The sequence below is a fragment of the Halomonas sp. M20 genome (assembly GCF_020622265.1).
In the GTDB taxonomy this organism is placed as follows: Bacteria; Pseudomonadota; Gammaproteobacteria; order Pseudomonadales; family Halomonadaceae; genus Modicisalibacter.
This window is the reverse complement of the sequence record NZ_JACNMQ010000001.1, coordinates 667,680-690,398: the sequence shown is the minus strand read 5'-3', so window position 1 is coordinate 690,398 and position 22,719 is coordinate 667,680. Positions and strand designations below refer to the sequence as shown.

The following is a 22,719-nucleotide window of genomic DNA, read 5'->3' as shown; positions in this document are numbered from 1 at the left end:
ACGCAACATGGGATTCGAGCGTTATTCTTTACTCAACATATACGTTCAACATTTGCCTGCCAACCCCTTTAGTGTAAGAACCTTTGCGATCGAAATATACGGTTGATATAGAAAGAAAAATAACGTCCTACTACGAAAGGTGATAGTCCGAAAAGTAAAAAATAATTGACGACTGCAGTGCAAGCGGCCACTTTTTGATCGACAGCGCCAGCGTTGTGTCCTTTATACGCGCATCAAATGGCAAGCCAATAACAAGACCCGAGGTAGACACGATATGACATTGCGAAAAACGCCATGGTTGAAACCTGCAAGGCAGGCGCTATGCCTGCTGGCACTCTTGCTGACCACCTTACTGACAACCTTACTGACAACCTCGCTGAGCCATGCCGATCAAGGCACCCCCAGTTTTGAACCGCCGGACGTCATTCTGCAGGGTGTGGCGTTCGATCTATCCATTGCCGATTTAGGCGACACCGCCGGGCCACGGCTGCGCCTGAGCGATAAAACCATCGAACTCACTCAAGACGAAGACGGCCAATGGCAGGCCCAAGGGATCACCATCGATCAGGACGTCAGTCGAGTCGAACTGCTCGGTGGCGATAATCAGGTGCTGGTATCCACGGAGCTCTCCGCAATTCCGGCCTGGCTGTCACTATTACCAGCCCTGATCGCCATTACCCTGGCGCTGGTCTTCCGTCAGGTTATTTTGGCCCTGTTCGTCGGCATTCTGATGGGAGGCTGGATTTTGCATGGCATGGATGCAAAAGCGCTGCTCGGCGCCTTTGGCGACTCCATCAACGTCCATGTGCTCGAGGCCGCCAGCGACACCTCGCATATGTCCATCGTGCTGTTCTGTCTGCTCATCGGCGGCATGGTCGGCATCATTTCCCGTAACGGCGGCACCCAGGGCATCGCTCAGCGCATCTCCCGGGTGATTCGCGGGCGTCGTCATGCACAGACCTCCACCGCCCTGCTGGGGATGGCGATCTTTTTCGACGATTACGCCAATGCGCTGATCGTCGGCAATACCATGCGCACCATCACCGACAAGCTGGCGGTCTCCCGGGCCAAGCTGGCCTATATCATCGACAGCACCGCGGCGCCGGTTTCCACCATCGCCCTGATCAGCACCTGGATCGGCTTCCAGGTGGGCTTGATCAGCGAAGCCATGTCGAATATCCAAGGCTGGAACGAGTCCGCCTATTCGGTGTTCGTCAACGCCTTGCCTTACAACGCCTACCCCATCCTGGCCCTGGCCTTCGTGTTCATGGTCACCTGGAGCGGTCGTGACTTCGGCCCCATGCTCAAAGCAGAGCGCCGCATGCTGAGCGAAGGACTGCAGCCCACAAAGCGCAGTAGCCAAGAAGCCATCGTCGAGGAGGCGGAAATCACCACCAAGACCGGCGTTCCCATTCGCGCCTTCAATGCCATCGTGCCCATGCTGGTGCTGGCCGCCGTCACCCTGGGCGGCATCTATGCCACCGGGCTCGACGCCCTGGGACCGGGTGAACATGCCCTGCGGGATATCTTCGGTGAAGGGGACTCTTTCAGCGCCATGATGTGGGGGTCGCTGGCCTCCTGCGTGGTGGCGGTCATCATGACCCTGGTGCAGCGCCTGATGGGCATGACCGAAACCGGCCACTACTGGTTCGAGGGCGTCAAATCGATGCTGCTGCCGATTACCATCCTGATGATGGCCTGGGCCCTGGCCAACGTGAACGATGCTCTGCAGACCAGCGAATTCCTGGTAGCTGCGCTCGGTGAAACCTTGAGCCCTGCCTGGCTGCCCGCGGTGGTCTTCGTCCTGGCGGCCTTCACCGCCTTCGCTACCGGCTCCTCCTGGGGCGTCATGGGTATCATGATGCCCTTGGTAGTGCCGCTGGCCTGGGCAGTACTGGATATGCAAGGCATGGCCGGCACTGCGGAAGGGATGCCGATCCTGTACGCCTCGGTGGCCTCGGTGCTTGCCGGCGCGGTATGGGGCGATCACTGCTCGCCCCTGGCGGATACGACGCTGCTTTCCGCCCTGGCCAGCGGCTGCAACCTGGTGGAACACGTACGCACTCAGCTTCCCTATGCGCTTCTCGTCGGTGTCGTTGCGCTGGTATTCGGCACCCTGAGCGTGGGTTACGGCATCAGCTGGTGGATCGGACTGGTGGTGGGCGCGGTGATACTGTTCGCCATTCTGATGACAATCGGCAAGCGTGCTCAGCCCCTTCAATCACAAAAAGACACCGTGACGGCAGAGACTACCGACTGATCCATTGAGGCGACTGACACGAAAAACCCGCCGTTCCAGTTGAACGGCGGGCTTTTCTATTTGAGGCTTAGTTTCCTGAAAGCTCACTTCAGGCGCGGATGGCTCGCTCGCACGCCTCGGCAAACCCTCTGAACAACGCCTCGTTGATCGGATTCTCATGGGGGCGCCATTCAGGATGCCACTGCACCGCCAGCGTAAACGCCTTGGCGTTCTCGATCGAAAACGCCTCGACCAGACCGTCCGGCGCCCGCCCTTCCACGCGCAGCCCCTTGCCAAGACGCTCGACACCCTGCTGATGCAAGGAATTGACCCGCGCAGTTGGCTGATCGAATAGCCCTGCCAGCACGCCGCCCGGTTCGATGGTCAAATCGTGCGCTGGCATATAATAGTTGGCACTGTCTCCTTCGGGCTCACGATGGTCGAGCATACCCGGCACTTTCTGTACCGCCTGGTAAAGCGTGCCGCCCATGGCAACGTTGATTTCCTGGAACCCACGGCAGATACCCAGCAGCGGCAAGCCAAGCTCGACAGCTGCGGGGATCAGTTCAAACGCCACGGTGTCACGATCCCGGTCGTCCCGCGCATTCTCGGGGATTCGCTCGGCGCCATAGCGATACGGCTCAACGTTGGTATAGCTACCGGTCAGCATCAGGCCCTCGAGACGCTCCAACAAGGATGTATCCACCCCATCCTCCCAGACCGGGAGCACCACCGGCGCAAGCCCGACATCATACAATGCGCGCAGGTATTTATCGGTCACGATATGCGCCGGATGCCCCTCGACCTGTCGACGACAGGCGATCACCCCTACCAGCGGACGTCGTTGCATCATTGAGCTCCTTTGGTGAGCAATTTTACGAATGGTATGGTTTACTCAACATAGCGCCGTTCTTCATGCTTGCCAAGACCTGGCAAAAACTCTTCTTCAAACCGAGAATTTAAAATTACATATCAAATGCTTATAGATAAAAATACACACACTATCCAAAAGTAGAAGGCTTTTTTGTCGTAAAAAATTTGACAACAATCCTTGCCGGCGCAGAATGAAACCATCGATAGTCCTTTTTGGCACACTTTTCGGCATACAAGGTACCTGCTCATGACGTCCGCCTCCGACACCCACGAACCCAGCGCCTTTCTGGAAAAGCACCCGGAGGTCGAAAGCGTCGATCTTCTGATCAGCGATCTCAACGGCGTACTACGGGGCAAGCGTATTCCTCGGGACAATCTCCTGAAGGCATATGAGAACGGCGTCAATTTACCCGCCTCACTGTTCGCACTCGACATCAATGGCAATACCATCGAGGAAACCGGCCTGGGGCTTGCCACCGGCGACAGTGACCGAGTCTGCCGGCCCATTCCCGGCACCTTGATGAGCACCCCCTGGCTACGCGACGGGCGCCAGGCCCAACTGTTGATGACCATGGAAGAGATCGACGGCTCACCGTTCTTTGCCGATCCGCGCCAGGTATTGAGTCAAGTACTGTCGAATTTCACGGCACTCGGTCTTACCCCGGTGGTGGCTCTGGAGCTGGAGTTCTATCTGGTGGATCGCCGCCGAGACGAGCGTGGACAGGCTCAGCCGCCCTGCTCCCCGAGTACCGGTGAGCGCGCCACTCAGAGTCAGCTTTACTCGATCAGCGAACTCGATGAATACGCGGATTTCCTCGAAGAGATTCAGCAGGCGGCCATCGAGCAGTCGCTGCCCCTGGATACTGCCCTCAAGGAGTGTGCGCCAGGTCAGTTCGAGATCAACTTGATTCATTGCGACGATGCGCTTCGCGCCGCGGACAGCGCGGTACTCCTCAAGCGACTGATCCGGGGCGTGGCACTCAATCATGATTTCGAAGCCACCTTCATGGCCAAGCCCTATGGCAATGAAGCGGGTAATGGCGCTCATGTGCATATCAGCCTGATTGATAAAAACGGGCACAACGTCTTTGCCAGCGACGACGAGGACCTGTTGGGTACGCCGCTGTTAAAACAAGCCATTGCGGGCATACTGGAACTGATGCCGGCCTCGATGGCAGTCCTGGCGCCGAACATCAACTCCTTCCGCCGCTTTCAACCCAGCCTCTACGTGCCCATGACCCCCTCCTGGGGCTATGACAATCGCAGCGTCGCGGTACGTATTCCTTCTGGGCCCAACGCCGCCCGGCGCATCGAGCATCGCGTGGCCGGCGCCGACGTCAACCCCTACCTGCTGCTGGCAACGCTGCTGGCGTCGATGTTGCATGGATTGAACCACGAGCTGTCGCCGTCAACGCCCATCGTAGGCAACGCCTACGAGCAACTCGAACCTACGCTGACCAATAGCTGGCTGAAGGCCCTCGAGCTGTTTGCAGAAAGTGATGTACTGGCGGAAGCCCTCGGCCGCGATTTTCATCGTGTGTTCCATATCAATCGTCGGGAGGAGCGCGCCCAGACCATGCAGGCGGTCAGCACGCTGGAATACGACTGGTACCTGCGCAACGTGTGAACCGGACGCGTACCGGGTGATGTTGCGTTTGAGCACCTGAATTCAGCCCGATCCATTTAGCCCCAGACTCCAGGGCCGAGCACAGCACGATGCTCGGCCTCAGGAAACCTGTGCCCAAAATAAACCGTTCATCCCAGGGAGTGACGTAATGACAACCACAAGACCACTACCAATGTTTTATTTCACACTTACTGACCGTCTGCGTACAGGAGCCAAGCAATGAGTACGTCGCATCCCTTCGCGCCATCCCTGCCCCTCGAACGCGGACAGCTCAAGCCACTCGCTTTGCTGGCGACCATTATCGTCATCGTTGGCGGACTGACGCTTTATCACGAACCCGGCAACGAGTTTGGCTGGGTAAGTCTGGTACCTTCCGGCCTGGTATTGCTGGTCGCCTTGACGACCCGCCGCACCCTCGAGGCGCTGGTCACCGGAGCGCTCGCGGGACTCTTCATGCTGCAGCCAGACAACTACATCGGGGCACTGGCGGACATTTCCCTGAGTGTCATGATGGACGAAACGATCGCCTGGCTGATTCTGGTAGTCGGCTTGATGGGCGGCTTCATCGGCATGCTGGAAAAAGCCGGTTGTACCCTGAGTTTCAGCCACTTCATGCAACGTCTGGTCAAGAGTCGGCGCCAATCGCTGCTCTGGACCTCGGTGCTGGGCATGCTGATCTTCATCGACGACTATCTCAACGCCCTGGCGATTTCCTCATCGATGAAGCGGCTCACGGACAGCTACAAGGTATCTCGGGAAAAGCTGGCCTATATCGTGGACTCCACCGCGGCGCCGGTTTGTATTCTGGTACCGATCTCGACCTGGGCGGTCTATTTCGCCGAGCTGCTCGAGAGCAATGGCGCCACCGACGGCAATGGCATGTGGCTGTATATCGAGTCGATCCCCTACATGGTCTATGGCTGGGTCGCGCTGGGGCTGGTGCTGTTGGTCGCCGGCGGACTGATGCCGGATTTCGGCCCCATGAAAGCGGCCGAAGCCCGGGCCAAGGCTGGGCAGCCAATTCCCGACGACGCGCCGGATGAACCTATGGAAGACGAGAGTGCCCCGAAAGTCCACCCTTGGATGGGACTGTTCAACTTCCTCGCCCCCATGGTGGTACTGATCGGTGCCAGCGCTTATTACGATATCGACCTGTTGATGGGGACGATCGTGGCCACCCTGTTCACCTTGGTATTATTCCTGATCCAGCGTCTAAGTACCTTCGATGCGCTGATGGATTCGATCTTGAACGGCTTTCGTATCATGATGTTGCCCCTGGCCATCGTAGCTGCGGGCTTCGTATTGAAAGACATCAACGAGCAGCTGGGCATGACCGAGTTCATGATCGAGACCTTGACGCCTTACTTGACCGTGGCGATCCTGCCCATGGTGGTGTTCATTTCCATGGCGATCGTGGTCTTCGCCACTGGCTCCTCCTGGGGCGTGTTCGTGATCTCGATTCCCATCGTGATACCCATCGCTCAGCATATGGGAGCGCCCATGCCCCTGGTGGTCGGCGCCCTGCTCTCCGCCTCTAGCTTCGGCAGCCACGCCTGTTTCTTCTCGGACTCCTCAGTGCTGTCGGCCCAGGGCAGCGGCTGTCTGCCCATGCAGCACGCGCTGACCCAGATCCCCTACGCAGCGCTTGGGGCTGTCGTTGCCAGCATCATCTTTTTGATACTCGGCTTCGCGATGACCTAAGCAATTCAGCAGCAGAACACAACGCAAAGGCCCCGTTAAAAACGGGGCCTTTGCGTATCATCACTTACGTTGACTCATGAACTTGCCGATTTACGAACTGGCTGTGGAATCCCCGCCGGCAGCCTGCCACTGGGGTTTGCCATCCACCAGCGGCACTCGCTCGCCCTTGGGTGCTTCATCGAGGCGCGCATTGAAGACCTCGCCATCGACTCGGTACTCGATGTCGTAACCCTTGAACTGCTCCGTCGTATCCGTGACGGTCCGACAGCGCTGTTCCGTCGTCGTGTAGGTATCGCCCTGCTGCATGCGCCCCTGCACCTCACGCCCGGCGAAGCCACCCGCCACGGCGCCGGCTGCAGTGGCGATCTTTTTGCCGCTGCCGCCACCAACCTGATTGCCCAGCACCCCGCCGACAATAGCGCCTACCGCGGTACCGGCGATTCGATTGGAGTCCTTGCTTGGGCGTTGGCGCGTCACTGAAACGTCGTCACATACCTCGCGAGGTGTCTCGACAGTATCGGTGATACGCTCGACGTTGACGATCTCGGCATACTGCGGCGTCGGATTAGCCGTCTGGACCTGATAGGCCCCAAAGGCCAGACCGCCTAGCCCCAGTACCGCAAGTGTGCTGCCGATAGCGATGGATTTACTCATGGGTCGCCTCCTCGATTCTTCTTGATAATGCGAGTAACTCTTCTTGAAAATGCAGTAACATCGAGTCGGAGTTTACGCTGAAGAGGCGATTAAATAAGTTTTAGAACGCTGTTTCCTTATTCTTTGTCATATCTGTTCTGCTGGCAAAAAGCGCTCAAGCGCCTAAAACATCGCGAACTCTATAGTACCAGCCCCCCAAGGCCGTCAGCGGCACACTCAGTATCCGCCCGCCCGGGAAAGGTAAATGCGGCAGCCCGGCAAACACATCGAAGCGCTCGCTTTGCCCTTGTATGATTTCGGCAATCAAGCGCCCGGCCAGATGGGTACAGGTAACGCCATGCCCGGAATAGCCCTGGGCATAATAGACATTGTTGTTGATACGGCCGAACTGAGGCAGGCGGTTGAGAGTCAACAGGAAATTGCCGCTCCAGGCATGGTCGACCTTCACACCCTTGAGCTGCGGAAAGGTCATTTCCAGCTTGGGCCGAATGACGTTCTCGATGCTGCTGGGATCCTGGCCGCCGTAGCTGACGCCACCGCCATAGATCAACCGACGATCGCCGGACAGCCGGTAGTAATCGAGTAGATAGTTGCAGTCCTCCACCGCACGATCATTGGGCAGTATGTCCCGCGCCTGTTCTTCGCTGAGCGGCTCGGTGGTGACGACCTGAGTACTGGCTGGCATTGATTTGCCCTCCAGAGACGGCATCAGCCCTTTCATGTAGGCATTGCCCGCCAGCACAACCCGCTCGGCGATGACGCTGCCCTGAGGCGTTGTAAGCCTTACCGGCTCGCCCTGAATGATGTCCGTTACCGGCGTCTGCTCGTAAATCACGCCCCCTAGGGATTCAAAGGCAGCTGCCTGACCCAGCACCAGGTTGAGCGGATGCATATGACCACCGGAGTGATCGAGCAAGGCGCCGGTATAGCGCTTACTGCCGATCTCGCGCTGATAGGCCTGGCCTTCCAGCAATTCCAGTTGATCGTTGCCGAAGCGCTCCCAGAGCGCCTTGTGCTCGACAAGGCCCTTCATCTGCTTGGCGTTACAGGCTGCGAACAGGTTGCCTTCTTTCAGATCGCACTGAATGTCATAGCGCTTGATACGTTCGCGAATGATGCGATTGCCCTCGAAGGCCATCTCCCCCAGAGCCCGCGCGGTGTCGGTGCCGTACTTGTCTTCGATGACGTCCATGTCGCGGCTGTAGCTGTTGACAATCTGTCCGCCATTGCGCCCAGATGCGCCATAGCCAACCCGAGCCGCCTCCAATACCACGACCTGATGCCCTTTCTCTGCCAGATGCAGAGCAGCGGAAATGCCGGTAAAACCGGCCCCCACGACACAGACGTCGCAGCGAATCTCTTTTTGCAACGCAGGGCGTTCAGGACTGGAGTTGGCCGAAGCGGCGTAATAGGAACCTACATGAGACGTGCTAGGGGATGGCATCGGCGCTCTCCAGATAAGCGTTTCTTTTATTCAACGTATACCCGTGATAGTACGCCACTTGGGCCAATCCTCTCAAGCAAGTGGTACTTTATTTAAAACACCTGGAGTCAAAAAACCTGTCGAAATAGCTTCTTTCTCGTCAGGTGAATGCGTTTTCAAGATCTAGATAGTTTCCGCTCTGCTCTCGGATGGTTCTGCCCTGATCGAGAATCTCAGCAGAGACATCCTTGAAATGCGGACGGCTGGCGATCGTCTCGATCCATTGGGAAACCCGCGGGTAGCCCTTGAACCGATAGCCGATCGCGACAATCTGATAGAGTTCGCAGACCATGGAAAGATCCGCCAGGGTGGGATGTTCGTCGCCGCATAGCGTTGGCGCGGACGAATCGCCCATTCCCTGCCTTTCAAAGTGAGATTCCAGCATCGACAGCCCGGATTTCAAGCCTTCCTGTAGCGGCCTGATCTGTGTGTCCTGAATCTCGTATTTGAGCATGGGCAGGGTCAGATGCAGATTCATGATGGCATGAAAGCTGTCGAAGCGCCGGATGCTGTTGTGATGCCAGGCCATCCACTGGTCGATTTGTGCGCTGCGCCGAGGGTCTCGATCGCCGGGATACCAGCGCTGTGCCGCGTCCTGGTTCTTTGCCGTACGGCAAGCATGGTGTTGGATGGCGTGACTTTCCGCCAGCAGAAAACTCTCGGATTCGCCAGTACCAGCGTCAGGCTCCGGGTCCGGCGCTGTAATGGCAATCGCCGGTAAGCTTTTGAATGGATTGATGTGATCTGCAAACCAGGGTTCGCGCGCCTGTCCGTTGGCAAAATCGACTTCGTACCATTCATAAGGCACCTCAAGCTCCCGCAGCAGTATTTCAGCGGCGCGGCAGGGCTGGGATAAACGGTGTGCGTATAACGTCAGTGTCATGGTCATGTAACCACTGTGGCGGTTCGAATCGATGAATTTGCGGTGGTTACATTCTAGTAGCACCAAAACGAAAAACGATCAGGCAGGTGATCGTTTTTCTTGAAGGTAGAAACCGTTGGCGCACTCGTCAAATCGCGTTGACTAGAGGGTGTTTACAAAAGTCACGAGCGACGATCAGACAAGGCGAAACCAGCCGAAAAAGCGGAGTTTACGTGTTGTAAATGAGCATTTTGACCGGGCTGGCGCACCAGGCTGGTTTCAACGTAGTATGGTCGAGCGCAGTAATTTGTAAAGGCCCTCTTAGCGGCTGCGCACTTCATTCCACAACTGCTGCAACAGCTGAAGCTGATCACCCTCGATCACCGGCGTGGTCACCAATGTCTCGCGCTGTTGGGAAGTCAAGCGCGACGACTCTCTGAGCGCCGGGGCAACCTTGTCCAGCGCTGCCTCATTGGGCGTACGATAGAAAGCATAGTTTGCCGATCGGGCGGCATTTTCCGGGCGCTGCAGAAACTCGATGAACTGATTGGCAAGTTCCGGATGCGGGGCACGGGCCGGGATGACCAGAGTGTCCACGGCCAGCTGAGAACCCTCTTCGGGAATGAAAAATCCCAAGTTGCCGTAGGTCTCGGGGGAATCCGCCTGGCGGTAATCCACGTCGCCGCTATAGGAGACGGCCACCTGGCTGACTCCCCTGGCGACCTGTTCGATAGCGGCGCTGCCGTCGACAAAACCGGTAAAGTTGTCGCGATCGAGCGTCTCGCTCATCAATTTGGCCGCCTCGACCCAAGGCTCCTGACCCACACAATCGAAACCGTTGCCTTGGTAAGCACAAGCCATGCCCAGGCTGACCTGGGGGTCGCCTCCCAGCAGGGCGAAGGGTTGGTCCGGATTGATTTCGGGATCGAATAGCATGCCCCAGGACTGTTCTGGCTCATCGAAGGTAGCGGTGTCGTAGACGATGCCGGTCGCCCCCCACAGGTAAGGTACGCTGTAGCGCTCCTCAGGGTCGTAATCCGGGTGCCGGAAGGCGTCCATCAAGTTGTCGCGATTGTCGACGATGTCGGGATTCAGCTCTTGAACCAGGCCCGCGTTGATCAGCCGCGGCACAAAATAGTCGGTCGGTATCACCACGTCGTATTGCGCATCCCCTCCGGCGGCCAATTTGGAAAACATCTCCGCGTTCGAGGTGAAATAGCTTTGAACCACCTCGGCGTCATACTCCTGCTCGAAATCCTCCAGAACCTCAGGGTCCATGTATTCCGTCCAGTTGAACAGATACAGTTTTTCTGCAGCACCGGCTTGCAGACTCAGGGCCAGCAGGCAGGCGCCCATCAAAGGCGATAGCGAGGAAGAGATGCGCATGTGGAGAATCCTTATGGGGCCAGGCCAAATGGTGGAGAGCACATCATAGCCTGAATGGCGATCCGGGTTAACCGGCGCGTCAGGCCTTAGTCAGTTTCAAATACTCCTTCAAACCGTCCATCTCGTCGCTCAAGTAATCGCTGTCGAACTCCGCTTCTACGATCAGTCTCTGCTCGTCAAGAATCTCGATGTGATGACGGTGCTTGATCAGAATACCGTCTCGTTCCAAGCTGGCAAGGGTACGGTTGATGTGCACGATGGTCAGGCCCAGCACCTCCCCCAGCATGGCCTGGGTGAGCGGCAGATAGAATTGATGTAGATCCGTGGGGTTGAGCTTGTTAAGCCGAATATGGGTTTCGATAATGAAGTGCATGATGCGCGAACGCGCGCTGTGGTGAATGGCCATCAACATGCGCTCGTTGAGCATCGCCTCCTGTCGTGCGATGGAAGCCAGCAAGGCCAGGGTCAGCGCCGTCGAGCCATCGATGATATCGACGATACACTTGTGAGAGAAAATGCTCACCATGCCCCGGGTCAACATCCGTGCCGAGGTCTTGTGGGTGGCGAAGGTCAGATCACGCAGGCCAATGATGTCACCGGGTAGCAATACGTCGATGATATGACGTTGGCCATCGAATTTGTCCCGATACGTATAAGCCCAGCCACTTTGAATCACATAAAGCTTATCGACCTTGTCTCCCGCCTGCCAAAGAGCGGACTTACCTGCCATGCTATGCCGATCTTTTTCCAACTCCAGCAAAAGCGACCGGTCGTCGTCGCTCAGGGAAAAATAGCGACCCAGGTTCGACAGGATGGCACTAGCTTCTTGGGGCATGAATTCGCCTTGTTTAGGCCTTTACAGCGCCTTTGAGGACAATGGGCAAGCCATGGCTAGCTGAATTGGCGAATTGGCGATCCAACGTCGACGTTTCTGGCAATATGAGCAAGCCTTCGAGCGTGGCTTGACTGGATCGAAAACGACGAGCGCAAGTGATGCGGGGATAACTGTCGGTTTATCTCAATCTAATCTTACTAGTCAGGATAGAGCATATAAACACGAATAAAATTCATATCGTAGAAAAACACAACATATGTTAATAAATATTCCAAAACGTATGAGACTATTGATATTTTTTATGCTGAAAAACTTTAGAGGGGTCAGACCTAGCGGATACCTTTCTTCCCTGACCACTCCCTGGCCAGATCGCATTCCTTTGCGTATCCCCCTAGTTTAATACCCTCCTTGGCATGTCTGACCCCATATGCATGGTAGTAGAAACAAACAGTATTTTTATTAAACTGAGTTAATGGAAGTACCAATCAATAAATCTCGAACCTTTCGCTAAAAAACCTATCGATGCTCAGTCAATATTCGTCAATGGCTTACGTTAAAAAGCTAATTAAACTTCAAAAAAATTGCCTTTTTACTACTTATTTCCTCCCAACTATGCACACTCTATTTATTGGCGCGATGGGCCTTTTATGCCGGCAAACAAGCGTCAATTTTCTCTTTAATTTCCCACCGTATTTCTCTTGCCATGACAGGCCAATAAGAACGGCGTATCCGGCAACCGGATACGCCGCAGATGCCATGCACGAATGGCCAGTAGGCTTACTCGCCCATAGCGACAAAAAGGCGGTTCACACCCGTAGCAGCAAGTGCTCCCGCTCCCAGGAGCTGATGACGCCGAAGTAGGCAGTGTGTTCGGCGCGTTTGACCGCCAGATAGCTATTGATGAACCGCTCGCCCAGCAGGTCTGCAAGGGCGGTGCACTCCTGAAGGCTGTCTAGCGCCGGACTGATGTCGTCCGGCAGCTTGTCTCCGACTGCCCAGGCCGATCCCATCATGGGAGGGCGAGGATCGATCTGACTGAGCATGCCCAGATAGCCACAGGCCAGCGTGGCGGCGATCGCGAGATAGGGATTGGCATCGGCACCCGCCAGGCGATTCTCGACACGGGTTGCTTCGGGAGCGCCCATTGGCACCCGCAACCCCACGGTGCGATTGTCGAACCCCCATTCCGTATTGACCGGCGCGGAACCGCTGGTCTCGGTGCGCATCAAGCGACGATAGGAATTGACGTTGGGCGCGAAGAACGGCATGGCAGCGGGTAGATATTGCTGCAGACCACCAATGTAGTGATGAAAAAGCTTGCTGGGCTGATTCTCCTCACCAGCAAACAGATTTCGCCCGCTTTTGATGTCCACCAGGCTCTGGTGCACATGCATGGAGCTACCCGGCTCGTTGGCCATGGGCTTGGCCATGAAGGTGCCGTACATGCCATGACGCAGCGCCGTCTCTCGCAAGGTACGCTTGAACATCACCACTTGGTCCGCCAGCATCAAAGGGTCGCCGTGCTGGAAATTGACTTCCATCTGCCCTGCGCCCTCTTCGTGTACCAGAGTATCTATATCCAGGCCCATGGCTTCGGAGTAGTCGTACATCTCTTCGAACAGCGGGTCGAACTCGTTGACCGCATCGATAGAGAAGGATTGGCGACTGCTCTCCTGGCGTCCGGTGCGGCCGATAGGGGGTTCAAGAGGATAGTCGGAGTCGGTATTGGTCTTGACCAGATAGAACTCTACCTCAGGGGCAACCACCGGCTTCCAGCCCCGATCGTCAAACAGCTTGAGTACACGCTTGAGCACCCCTCTAGGGGATAGCTCCACCGGCTCGCCAGTCAAATAGTAACAGTCATGGATGATCTGAGCGGTAGGGTCTTCTGCCCAAGGGACTAGATAGGCAGCTTTTGGATCGGGCACCAGTTCCATATCGAGTTCGGCGGCATTCCAGAAGCGAATATCCTCGTCTTCAGGATAGCCACCGGTGACCGTCTGGATGAAGATTGAGTCCGGCAGGCGTGGTCTTCCACCATTGAGATACTTCTTGGCGGGCATGATCTTGCCCTTGAGAATACCGGTCAGATCCGTCACCAGACACTCTACCTCGGTGATGCCCTTGGCATGAAACCACTCGCTCAGCTCGTGGTGCTGACTGTCACTGCTCATACAACATTCCTTTTTTGGCGGGTTGCGCGACTTGCCGGCCACCTCGTACCGGCATCACAAATGCAGAGGGGCAACCACGATGACCCCTGCTTTGAGGCTTCGAGGAAGGGAACCATGAGATTCCCTTCCTGTTCTCGAGGGAACGCCGATAAATAGACGGGCGACGTCACGAACAAGGCGCACAGGCCTTTACTCAGTGTTTCCTCAACGGGATTGGACCTCGTTCCACAACTGCGTAAACGTCTGAAGCTGTTGACCTTTCAGGCTGGGCGTAAACTCAAGGCGCTCCATGTCGTCTTCACTGGGCTGTACCGGAGGCTTGGTCAGCACTTCATCCAGATGCGGCTTGGCTGCTTCGTTGGGGCTGGCGTAGTAGTTGTAGTTGGAGAGCTGGGCGCCGACTTTTGCATCGAGAATGAAGTTGATGAAGTTGTGCGCCATATCCACATTGGGAGCCTTGGAAGGGATCATCATGACATCCACCCACTTCTCGGTGCCTTCGTCGGGAATCATGAACTCGATGTCCTTGAAGGAGTCCGGGTTCTCATCCTTGTAGAACAGATAGTCGCCGTTATAGGTCATTGCCGCATGGGACACGCCTCGGGCAAGCTGCTGCAAGGACGGCGTGCCGTCGACGAAACCACTGAAGCGCTCGCGATTCTTGGTCTCAAGCAATAGCTTGGCGCTCTCTTTCCAGGCTTCCACATCGGTACAGTCATAACCATGACCGAGATAGGCACAGGCAGCGCCCATGTTTATCTGCCCGTCTCCCATCAAAGCAAAGGGATGGTTGGGATTGACTTCGGGATCGAACATCAACGACCAGCTCTTGGGCGCATCCGGGAAGGTTGCAGCGTTGTAGACCAAGCCAGAGACACCCCACTGGTAAGGCGCGGAGTAGACCGCTCCTTCGTCGTAGCTGGGGTCGTCGAACTGCTCCATGATGTTGTCCAGATTCGGGATCTTGGACTTGTCGAGCTTTTGCACCAGACCGGTCTCGATCAGACGCGGCACATAGTAGTTGGAGGGCACGATGATATCGTACTGGGAAACGCCGCCGGTATTGAGCTTGGCAAACATCTCCGGCAGGGAGTTGTAGTAGTTCTGAACCACCTCGACGCCATATTTGTCCTCGAACGCCGTGATGATCTCCGGGTCCATGTACTGAGTCCAGTTGAACACGTACAGCTTGTTTTCCTGAGCCTGTACGCTGCTGATCAGAAGAAGACTTCCTAGCGCGGTGGCAATCGTGGTCATTGTTTTCATTGTGTTGCTCCCCTTCAAATCAAAATGGGCCTTCGGTTTACATTACATCTCACTTTGCATCGTCTATCGTTTTGCACTGCCAAGGACATTCAGCGCTGCCCCTGGCGGTTGAACAACAGGCTCATCAATGCCGCAATGGCTACGGCACCAATCATCAAGGCCGCGATGGCATTGATTTCCGGTGTCACCCCTTTCTTGATGGCGCCCCAGATATAAATCGGCAAGGTGGCGCTTTCCGGTCCCGAGGTGAAGAAGCTGATCACGAAGTCGTCGATGGACAGCGTGAAGGATAGAAAGAACGCGGATATCAGCGCCGGCTTGATGGTCGGCAGCAGAAAGTGCCAGGCGCGTTTGAACGGCGTGGCATAAAGATCCTTGGCCGCCTCGAACAAGGTCGGGTCGAGCCCCACCAGCCGCGAATAGACGATCAGCGCCACGAAGGGAATCTGGAAGGTCACATGGGAAATGATCATGGTCATAAGCCCCGGCTGCAGCAGACCGGTATAGCGATGCATCGAGACAAAAAAGGCCATCTCCGAGATACCGAAGACGATATCCGGCAATACGATGGGCAGATAGATCAGCACGATCAGCCAGCCCAGCTTGCGATGCCGATGGCGATACATGCCGTAGCCGATCAGACAGCCGATCACCAGCGCCAGCACCGCCGAAACGATCGCCAGCACCATGCTGTTCCAAAAAGCGGAGATGATCTGCTCGTTGCCCAGCAACCGCTCGTACCAGCGCAAGGAGAAGCCGGTAAAACGTGCCGCGCTGTTGGCGGCATTGAAGGAGAAGAACACCACCACTGCCAGGGGTAGATAAAGAAATACCAGGGTCAGCCACCAGAAAACGTTCAAACCACGCTGCAAGGACCGTTTTTTCATATCACCACCTCTTCGCCGCCGCCCAGGCGTTTACCGATTCGGCGCATGGCGAACAAGCCAATGAAGGTGGCAATCAGCATCAGAATGGCGCCGGCGGCTCCCAAGGGCCAGTTGGAGCCCCCGGCAAACTGATTGGCGACCAGGTTCCCAAGCATCATTCCTTTGCCGCCCCCGAGCAGTTCGGGAATCACGTACATGCCGAAGGCCGGGATTGCAACCAATACCGTACCGGCCAGGAGTCCTGGCAGCGTCTGAGGAAAGACCGCGTGCCAGAAGGTGCGCATCGGGGAGGCGTATAGATCCTGAGCGGCCTGCACCTGAGCCGTATCGAGCTTCTCGAAGGCGGCATAGAGCGGCAGCACCATGAACGGAAGGAAGTTGTAGACCAGCCCCAGAGTGACGGCAAAATTCGAGGGATAAAGGCCCATGTTGGGAGGAATGACCCCTAACCACTGGGCAAGATCGGAAAGTGGCGTGCCCGGCGCCAGCAGGTTCATCCAGCCAAAGGTACGAATGACCTGGTTCGTCCAGGACGGCACCACGACCAGCAACAGCATGATGGCGCGCCATTTCATGCGACAGGTAGTGATGTAATAGGCGATGGGGTAGGCCACCATCACCACGAGCACCGTTGCCAGCAAGGTCTGCCATAGCGAGCGCAACAGCGTATAGAAGTTGCCCGGGCTCCATCCCAGGAAACCAAAGCCTGCCAACTGCTCGAAAGAATCCAGAGTCAGCGGCATTTGCGGCAGGCCGTAGGGACCATTGGTCATGAAGGCAACCGCCATCAGATACAGACTCGGCAACACCAGGAACACGACAATCCAAATGGCCCCGGGCGCCACACTGAAAAGCAGGTGCTGCGACTCACCGACGACGCCTCGCCCCCGGGACGCTGTTCTTGAAGATTCCACCATTATCGTCTCCTCAGGAAGCGACCCGAACCAAGTCGTCAGGGCACACGCTGACCGTCACCTGATCGCCGACATTGAGCAGGCGCTGCCCCACATTGCTCGCCGTGGCCATCATGGTCACCCCGTCCACTTCCAGGCGATATTCGACCCGGCTGCCTCGATAGAGTCGCTCCATCACCTTGCCTTGCAGCTGGTTATAGCTCTCGGGATTCTCTGCATTGAGTTCCAGGGTCTCTGGGCGAATCAGCAACCAACCGTCCTGTTCCTCACGCTGTTCGGCGGGATCGAGTCGCAGTCGACCAAGTTCCGTATCCACCCAGTCCTCCCCGCTTGCGCGAACGGCATAGAGATTGTCGTGGCCCATGAAGCGTGCCACGAAGGCGTTGCGTGGATGTTCGTAGACCTCAATGGGCGAGCCAACTTGCTGAATGATGCCGCCATCGAGCACGGCGATGCGATCCGACATCACCATGGCCTCGTCCTGGTCATGGGTGACGAATACGAAAGTCATGCCCAGGCGCTTCTGGATGCGCTGCAGCTCGACCTGAAGTTGTCCCCGTAGCCCCGCATCGAGGGCCGACAAGGGCTCATCCAGCAGCAGTACATTGGGCTCGCAGATCAAGGCGCGCGCCAGGGCGATCCGCTGCCGCTGCCCTCCGGAGAGCTGATCGACCGGTCGATCGACCAGGGACCCCAGCTGAATGAACTCGGCAACCTCCTCCACCTTGCGCCGCTGCTCCTTTTTCGACTCCCCACGCATGCGCAGGCCAAACGCCAGGTTGTCGCGCACCGAGAGATGGGGAAACAGGGCATAGGATTGAAAGACGGTATTGACGCTACGCTTGTGAGGCGGAATATCGGTGACATCCTGGCCGCCGATACGGACATGGCCGGCATCGGGCTCTTCAAGGCCGGCAAGCATACGCAGCAACGTGGTCTTGCCGCAGCCAGAAGGCCCGAGCAGCGTGAAGAACTCCCCGGCTTCGATCGTCAGATCGACATCATCAAGGGCCACGGTGTCCTTGCCAAACCGCTTGTGCAGCCCCTTGAGCTCGATGGAGGAAGGCTCTCGGCGCTCACCTGCGTCGCTCTGCGGGGCACTATCGGAACGGCTTTCTGTTTCGCCCTGGTCGGTAGTCTTAGCAACCGTGGTGGCATGACTCATGCATTACTCTCCCGTTATTGTCGTCGTGTCTCGGAGAAGTAAGTCGCCCCGAACCTACAACCGGTCCCGCAATTTATAGAAATTGGTTGCCAATACCAGTAGCGGCTGGCGTAGCAAGCGCCCCCCCGGGAAGCGGCGATGCGGCATGGCGGCGAACACATCGAAGCGCTCGGCCTGGCCGGCAATGGCATCGCTCAACAGTTTACCGGCAAGCCCGGCCAGAGACATGCCGTGCCCCGAGTAGCCCTGGGCATAGAGAACATTGCGGTCCAGCCGTCCAAAATCCGGCGCACGATTGACAGTGATGGCGACATCCCCGCCCCAGCGATAGTCGATTTTAGTGCCCTTCAATACCGGAAACAGCCCGGCGATCTTGGCATCCATGCGAGCTTCGAGCGCACGGGGTTCGCGCCCATCGTAACTGACCTCTCCGCCATAGATCAGACGCTTATCCGCGGATAGTCGATAGTAATCGAGGACGAAATTGGTATCCGATAGCGCGTCGTTCTGGGGAAGCACCTGGGCAACCTGCTCATCGCTCAAGGGTTCGGTGGTGACGATGTAATTGGCGGCGCGCATGATGCGCCCGCTCAACTCAGGCAACAGCCCGCCCAGATAGGCATTCGCAGCCACCACTACAAACTCCGCACTCACCCGCCCTTGAGCGGTAGTCACCCGAGCAGGCTGACCGCACTCTACAGTGATAGCGGCACTGTGCTCGTGAATGGCAACCCCCGCCTGCTGGGCGGCCCGAGCCAATCCGAGGGTATAATTGAGAGGATGTAGATGGCCGCCTTCCGCATCGTGAAGACCGGCCAGATAGGCGTCACTGACGACCCGCTCGCGCAGAGCGTCGCCTTCCAGAAAGGTCATCGAATGGTAGTCATAGCGCTGGGCCATGCTTTCCTGAAACGCATGCAGCTCGCGTACATGGCGGGGTTTGATCGCTGCGTTGACATAGCCCCAGGTGAGATCGCAAGGAATGTCATGGCGCTTTATGAGCTGCTCGGTGAGGCGTACCGACTCGCGGCTCATTTCCCATATTTCCCGGGCACGTTCGAGTCCCAGCGCCTTTTCGACCACTTCGAGCTCGGTGCCCAACCCCGGCAAAATCTGCCCGCCACTGCGGCCCGAGGCGCCATAGCCGATTTCACCGGCTTCGAGCAAGACCACCGAATACCCTCGCTCCGCGAGGTGCAATGCCGTGGAGCAACCGGTTACGCCGCCCCCGATAACGCAGACATCGGCCTTGATATCGCCTTCCAAGGGCGGTGTCGGCGCCAGAGTGACTGCGACACTGGCATTGTAATAAGAAGCTGGACGACAAGGTCCAGATGCAACCGTCATAGTACTTTCCTGGTCCAGTAAAGTAAGTCGCCAAATGCGACTCTATATTGTTGTTGAATTCTGCGACCGTTTTCGACTGCACACGATTGCTTGTCGTCCTTTTCAAAGCGAGGCTGCATCGAGAGTTGCACTGAATGCTTGCTATCAGTCTTGCACCAGACCCCATATGGGTGTCAAGTATAAAATACCAAGCATCCAGCAAAACGATACGAAGGTAGAACGATTCAGCCTCAGCCCTTTATCCGAATGAGCTTTTTATTGACGAATTCATCGATACCGAAGCGACCCAGCTCCCTCCCGAAACCACTGCGCTTGACGCCACCGAAAGGCAACTCCGCCGCCTCCCCGCCGACCTCATTGATGAAGACCATGCCGACTTCGAGCTGGTCGGCAACCCGCAGCGCTTTCTCCTGATCTTTCGATACCACAATCGAACCAAGACCAAATGGCGACGAGTTGGCAAGCTCAACGGCCTCCTCTGCACTCGCCACCTTGTAGACCACGGCCACCGGCCCAAACAGCTCCTCGTGGTAGACATCCATGTTCGGGGTGACCTGGGTCAGCACTGTCGGTGAAAAGAAATTTCCCTCGGGATCGTCTCCGCCCACCTTCGCCACGGCTCCCTGCTCAAGCGCCTTTTGCACCTGTCCTTTGAGAGTCTCGGTCGCATTGGCGGAAGAAAGCGGGCCTAGCGCAGCGCCTTCGTCAGTGGGATCGGCTGGTTCGATCCTCTCCATGGCGGCAGCGAACTTCTCGACGAATTCGTCGTGGATATCCTCCATCACCAGGATGCGCTTGGAGCCGTTGCAAGCCTGTCCGCTGTTTTCCAGACGCCCCGCCACGGCCATCTCGACAACCCCATCGATATCGTCGGTATCGAGCACCAGGAAGACATCGGAACCGCCCAGCTCCAGCACGACTTTCTTGAGATGTCGACCCGCGATCTCTGCAACGGCTGCCCCCGCCCGCTCGGAGCCGGTCAACGAGACCCCTTGAACCCGAGGGTCGGCAATGATGTCGGCGACCTGATCGTTGGTCGCAAAGACATTGACGTAAGCGCCTTCCGGGAAACCCGCGTCGTTGAAAATACTTTCCAAAGCCAGCGCGGACTCAGGACACTGCGGCGCATGCTTGAGCACGATCGTATTGCCCAGCACTAGATTCGGCCCCGCGAAACGCGCCACCTGATAGAAAGGAAAATTCCACGGCATGATGCCAATGAGCACCCCCAGCGCCTGGCGGCGAATGAACGCCTTGCCGCCGGCGGGAGAGGGAATGGGCTCGTCCGCCAGAAACGTCTCGGCGTTATCGGCGTAGTAATCGTAGATATCGACACAGAAGTCGATTTCACCCCGCGCCTGCTCGATGGGCTTGCCCATCTCCTTGACGATGATGGCCGCGAGTTCTTCACGACGTTCGGCGTGCAACTGCCCTACGCGCTTGAGAAGCGCCGCCCGCTTGGCCACATCGGTGGTGCGCAATAGTTGGCGATAAGCGTTGTCCGCGCTGGTGATCGCCTGCTGAACCTGGTCGTCCGTGGCGGTAGGATAAGTATCGAGATTTTCGCCGGTAGCGGGGTTAACGACCTGATAGTGACTCATGACGCCTCCTCGGGGTGCGTTACGCAGCCCATTCATGGATAACGGAAAATAGTAGGATCAAACGACATTCTCAGACACAGGATAGCTTGCCGGCAAATCCTTGAAGATTCGCTTCTGCAATTCAAGCGCCTATTCACTAAGCGCTCACTCAATGAGCGACACGGGCCATCCATAGCCGACTCACTGGCTCAATCAGCTCCCTCCCGAGGGAAAATGGAACTCCGCATGAGCTTTCTCGAAGGGTGCTGCCCAGCGCTGGGAGACGGCCTTGCGCCGGGTGTAGAAGCGCACCGCGTCCGGGCCGTAGGCGTGCAGATCGCCGAACAACGAACGCTTCCAACCGCCGAAGCTGTGATAGGCCACCGGCACCGGTAGCGGCACATTGATGCCCACCATGCCCACCTCGATCCGGTCCGCGAAACGTCGGGCCGCCTCGCCGTCGCGAGTGAACAGGCAGGTACCGTTGCCGTATTCGTGGGCGTTGATCAGTTCGATGGCGGCATCGAGACTCTCGACCCGCACCACGCACAGCACCGGGCCGAAGATCTCTTCCTGGTAGATGCGCATCTCCGGGGTCACCTTATCGAACAGACAGCCGCCGAGAAAGAAGCCCTCCTCATGGCCGGGCACGCTCAGGCCTCGCCCATCCGCCAGCAGTTCGGCGCCGGAGCGCAGGCCATCCTCGATATACCCCAGTACCTTGTCGCGATGCTCGTTGGTAACCAGCGGCCCCATGTCGAGCCCCTTGTCGGTGCCCGGCCCCACCTTCAACTCGGCGATCTTGGGTTGCAGGGTCTCGATCAGACGATCGGCGGTGTCATCGCCCACACATACCGCCACGGAAATCGCCATGCAGCGCTCGCCGCAGCTGCCAAACGCTGCGCCCATCAGGGTCGTGGCGGCATTGTCGATGTCCGCATCCGGCAGCACCACGGCATGATTCTTGGCGCCGCCCAAAGCCTGGACCCGCTTGCCGTTGGCGCAGCCGCGGGCATAGAGGCTCTCGGCAATCGGCGTGGAACCAACGAAGGAGATCGCCTTGACGTCCGGGGCGTCGAGCAGTGCTTCCACCGCTTCGCGATCGCCGTGTACCACGTTCATTACCCCCTTGGGAGCGCCCGCTTCTTGCAGCAGCTCGGCGATGGCCAGGGACGAGGTCGGGTCTTTTTCTGAGGGCTTCAGGATAAAGGTATTGCCGCAGGCGATGGCCATGGGATACATCCACAGCGGCACCATGGCCGGGAAGTTGAACGGTGTGATACCCGCCACCACGCCCAATGGCTGGAAGTTGGACCAGGCATCGATATTGGGCCCCACGTTGTGGGAATACTCGCCCTTGAGCAGTTCCGGCACGCCGCAGGCGTATTCGACGTTCTCGATGCCGCGCTTGAGCTCACCCAGGGCATCTTCCAGAGTCTTGCCATGTTCTTCGCTGACCAGCTGCACCAGGCGTTCAGCGTGCTCTTCGAGCAGTTGCTTGAAGCGGAACATGACCTGGGCACGCTTGGCCGGCGGCGTATCGCGCCAAGCGGGAAATGCCGCTTTGGCCGCCGTTACTGCCTGCGCCACGGTGGCGGTGTCGGCACAGGCCAGTTGGCGAATCGCCTGGCCGGTCGAGGGATTGGATACTTCCAGCGTCCTGCCGCCATTTACGCGTTCACCGCCAATCAAATGCGAAACCTGCTCCATTATCGTCTCCTGTCTT

General features: G+C 57.4%; 17 protein-coding genes. 3 read left to right on the top strand and 14 right to left on the bottom strand.

Annotated elements, in window-relative coordinates:
* The first annotated feature begins 274 nt into the window (after positions 1-274).
* On the top strand, positions 275-2,260 hold the full coding sequence (locus tag H7850_RS03220) for a Na+/H+ antiporter NhaC family protein (RefSeq protein ID WP_227367943.1): 1,986 nt from the start codon (positions 275-277) through the stop codon (positions 2,258-2,260).
* A gap of 88 nt (positions 2,261-2,348) precedes the next feature.
* Here the strand turns inward: H7850_RS03220 and H7850_RS03215 are convergent, their stop codons facing one another.
* The gene (locus H7850_RS03215) at positions 2,349-3,089 is read right to left on the bottom strand and encodes a gamma-glutamyl-gamma-aminobutyrate hydrolase family protein (protein WP_227367942.1); all 741 of its coding nucleotides are present in this window, start codon (positions 3,087-3,089) and stop codon (positions 2,349-2,351) included.
* Between the two features lie 270 nt (positions 3,090-3,359).
* On the opposite strand from H7850_RS03215, the gene H7850_RS03210 reads away from it, so the two are divergent.
* Positions 3,360-4,739: a glutamine synthetase family protein gene (locus tag H7850_RS03210; RefSeq protein WP_227367941.1), complete on the top strand. Its 1,380-nt coding sequence runs from the start codon at positions 3,360-3,362 to the stop codon at positions 4,737-4,739.
* A 219-nt stretch (positions 4,740-4,958) separates the two neighbouring features.
* Positions 4,959-6,440, top strand: a complete 1,482-nt coding sequence (locus H7850_RS03205; RefSeq protein WP_227367940.1) for a Na+/H+ antiporter NhaC family protein — start codon at positions 4,959-4,961, stop codon at positions 6,438-6,440.
* Positions 6,441-6,530: 90 nt separating this feature from the next.
* On the opposite strand, the gene H7850_RS03200 is transcribed toward H7850_RS03205, so the two are convergent.
* From H7850_RS03200 to H7850_RS03140, 13 genes are all read right to left on the bottom strand, one after another.
* The gene (locus H7850_RS03200; RefSeq protein ID WP_227367939.1) at positions 6,531-7,094 is read right to left on the bottom strand and encodes a glycine zipper 2TM domain-containing protein; all 564 of its coding nucleotides are present in this window, start codon (positions 7,092-7,094) and stop codon (positions 6,531-6,533) included.
* A gap of 154 nt (positions 7,095-7,248) precedes the next feature.
* A complete protein-coding gene (locus tag H7850_RS03195; protein WP_227367938.1) occupies positions 7,249-8,538 on the bottom strand; it encodes an NAD(P)/FAD-dependent oxidoreductase in 1,290 nt (429 codons plus the stop codon).
* Positions 8,539-8,677: 139 nt separating this feature from the next.
* Complete coding sequence (locus H7850_RS03190; protein ID WP_227367937.1) at positions 8,678-9,460, bottom strand: glutathione S-transferase family protein; 783 nt, start codon at positions 9,458-9,460, stop codon at positions 8,678-8,680.
* Between the two features lie 300 nt (positions 9,461-9,760).
* Positions 9,761-10,825, bottom strand: a complete 1,065-nt coding sequence (locus H7850_RS03185) for a spermidine/putrescine ABC transporter substrate-binding protein (RefSeq protein ID WP_227367936.1) — start codon at positions 10,823-10,825, stop codon at positions 9,761-9,763.
* 79 nt (positions 10,826-10,904) lie between these two features.
* Entirely contained in the window at positions 10,905-11,660 is a 756-nt protein-coding gene (locus H7850_RS03180; RefSeq protein WP_227367935.1) for a Crp/Fnr family transcriptional regulator, read from the bottom strand.
* Between the two features lie 806 nt (positions 11,661-12,466).
* On the bottom strand, positions 12,467-13,834 hold the full coding sequence (locus H7850_RS03175) for a glutamine synthetase family protein (RefSeq protein WP_227367934.1): 1,368 nt from the start codon (positions 13,832-13,834) through the stop codon (positions 12,467-12,469).
* Positions 13,835-14,038: 204 nt separating this feature from the next.
* Positions 14,039-15,100: an ABC transporter substrate-binding protein gene (locus H7850_RS03170; protein WP_227367933.1), complete on the bottom strand. Its 1,062-nt coding sequence runs from the start codon at positions 15,098-15,100 to the stop codon at positions 14,039-14,041.
* Between the two features lie 89 nt (positions 15,101-15,189).
* On the bottom strand, positions 15,190-15,987 hold the full coding sequence (locus H7850_RS03165; protein ID WP_227367932.1) for an ABC transporter permease: 798 nt from the start codon (positions 15,985-15,987) through the stop codon (positions 15,190-15,192).
* Positions 15,984-16,904 carry an ABC transporter permease gene (locus tag H7850_RS03160; protein WP_227367931.1) on the bottom strand — a complete coding sequence of 307 codons (921 nt, stop codon included), beginning with the start codon at positions 16,902-16,904 and terminating at the stop codon, positions 15,984-15,986. The genes H7850_RS03165 and H7850_RS03160 overlap by 4 nt, the downstream gene beginning before the upstream one ends.
* 10 nt (positions 16,905-16,914) lie before the next feature.
* Positions 16,915-18,066 carry an ABC transporter ATP-binding protein gene (locus tag H7850_RS03155; protein WP_227367930.1) on the bottom strand — a complete coding sequence of 384 codons (1,152 nt, stop codon included), beginning with the start codon at positions 18,064-18,066 and terminating at the stop codon, positions 16,915-16,917.
* 54 nt (positions 18,067-18,120) lie between these two features.
* On the bottom strand, positions 18,121-19,413 hold the full coding sequence (locus tag H7850_RS03150) for an NAD(P)/FAD-dependent oxidoreductase (protein WP_227367929.1): 1,293 nt from the start codon (positions 19,411-19,413) through the stop codon (positions 18,121-18,123).
* Positions 19,414-19,643: 230 nt separating this feature from the next.
* Positions 19,644-21,014 (bottom strand): NAD-dependent succinate-semialdehyde dehydrogenase, encoded by a 1,371-nt coding sequence (locus tag H7850_RS03145; RefSeq protein WP_227367928.1) that lies wholly within the window; start codon positions 21,012-21,014, stop codon positions 19,644-19,646.
* 192 nt (positions 21,015-21,206) lie between these two features.
* The gene (locus H7850_RS03140; RefSeq protein WP_227367927.1) at positions 21,207-22,703 is read right to left on the bottom strand and encodes a CoA-acylating methylmalonate-semialdehyde dehydrogenase; all 1,497 of its coding nucleotides are present in this window, start codon (positions 22,701-22,703) and stop codon (positions 21,207-21,209) included.
* Positions 22,704-22,719 lie beyond the last annotated feature (16 nt).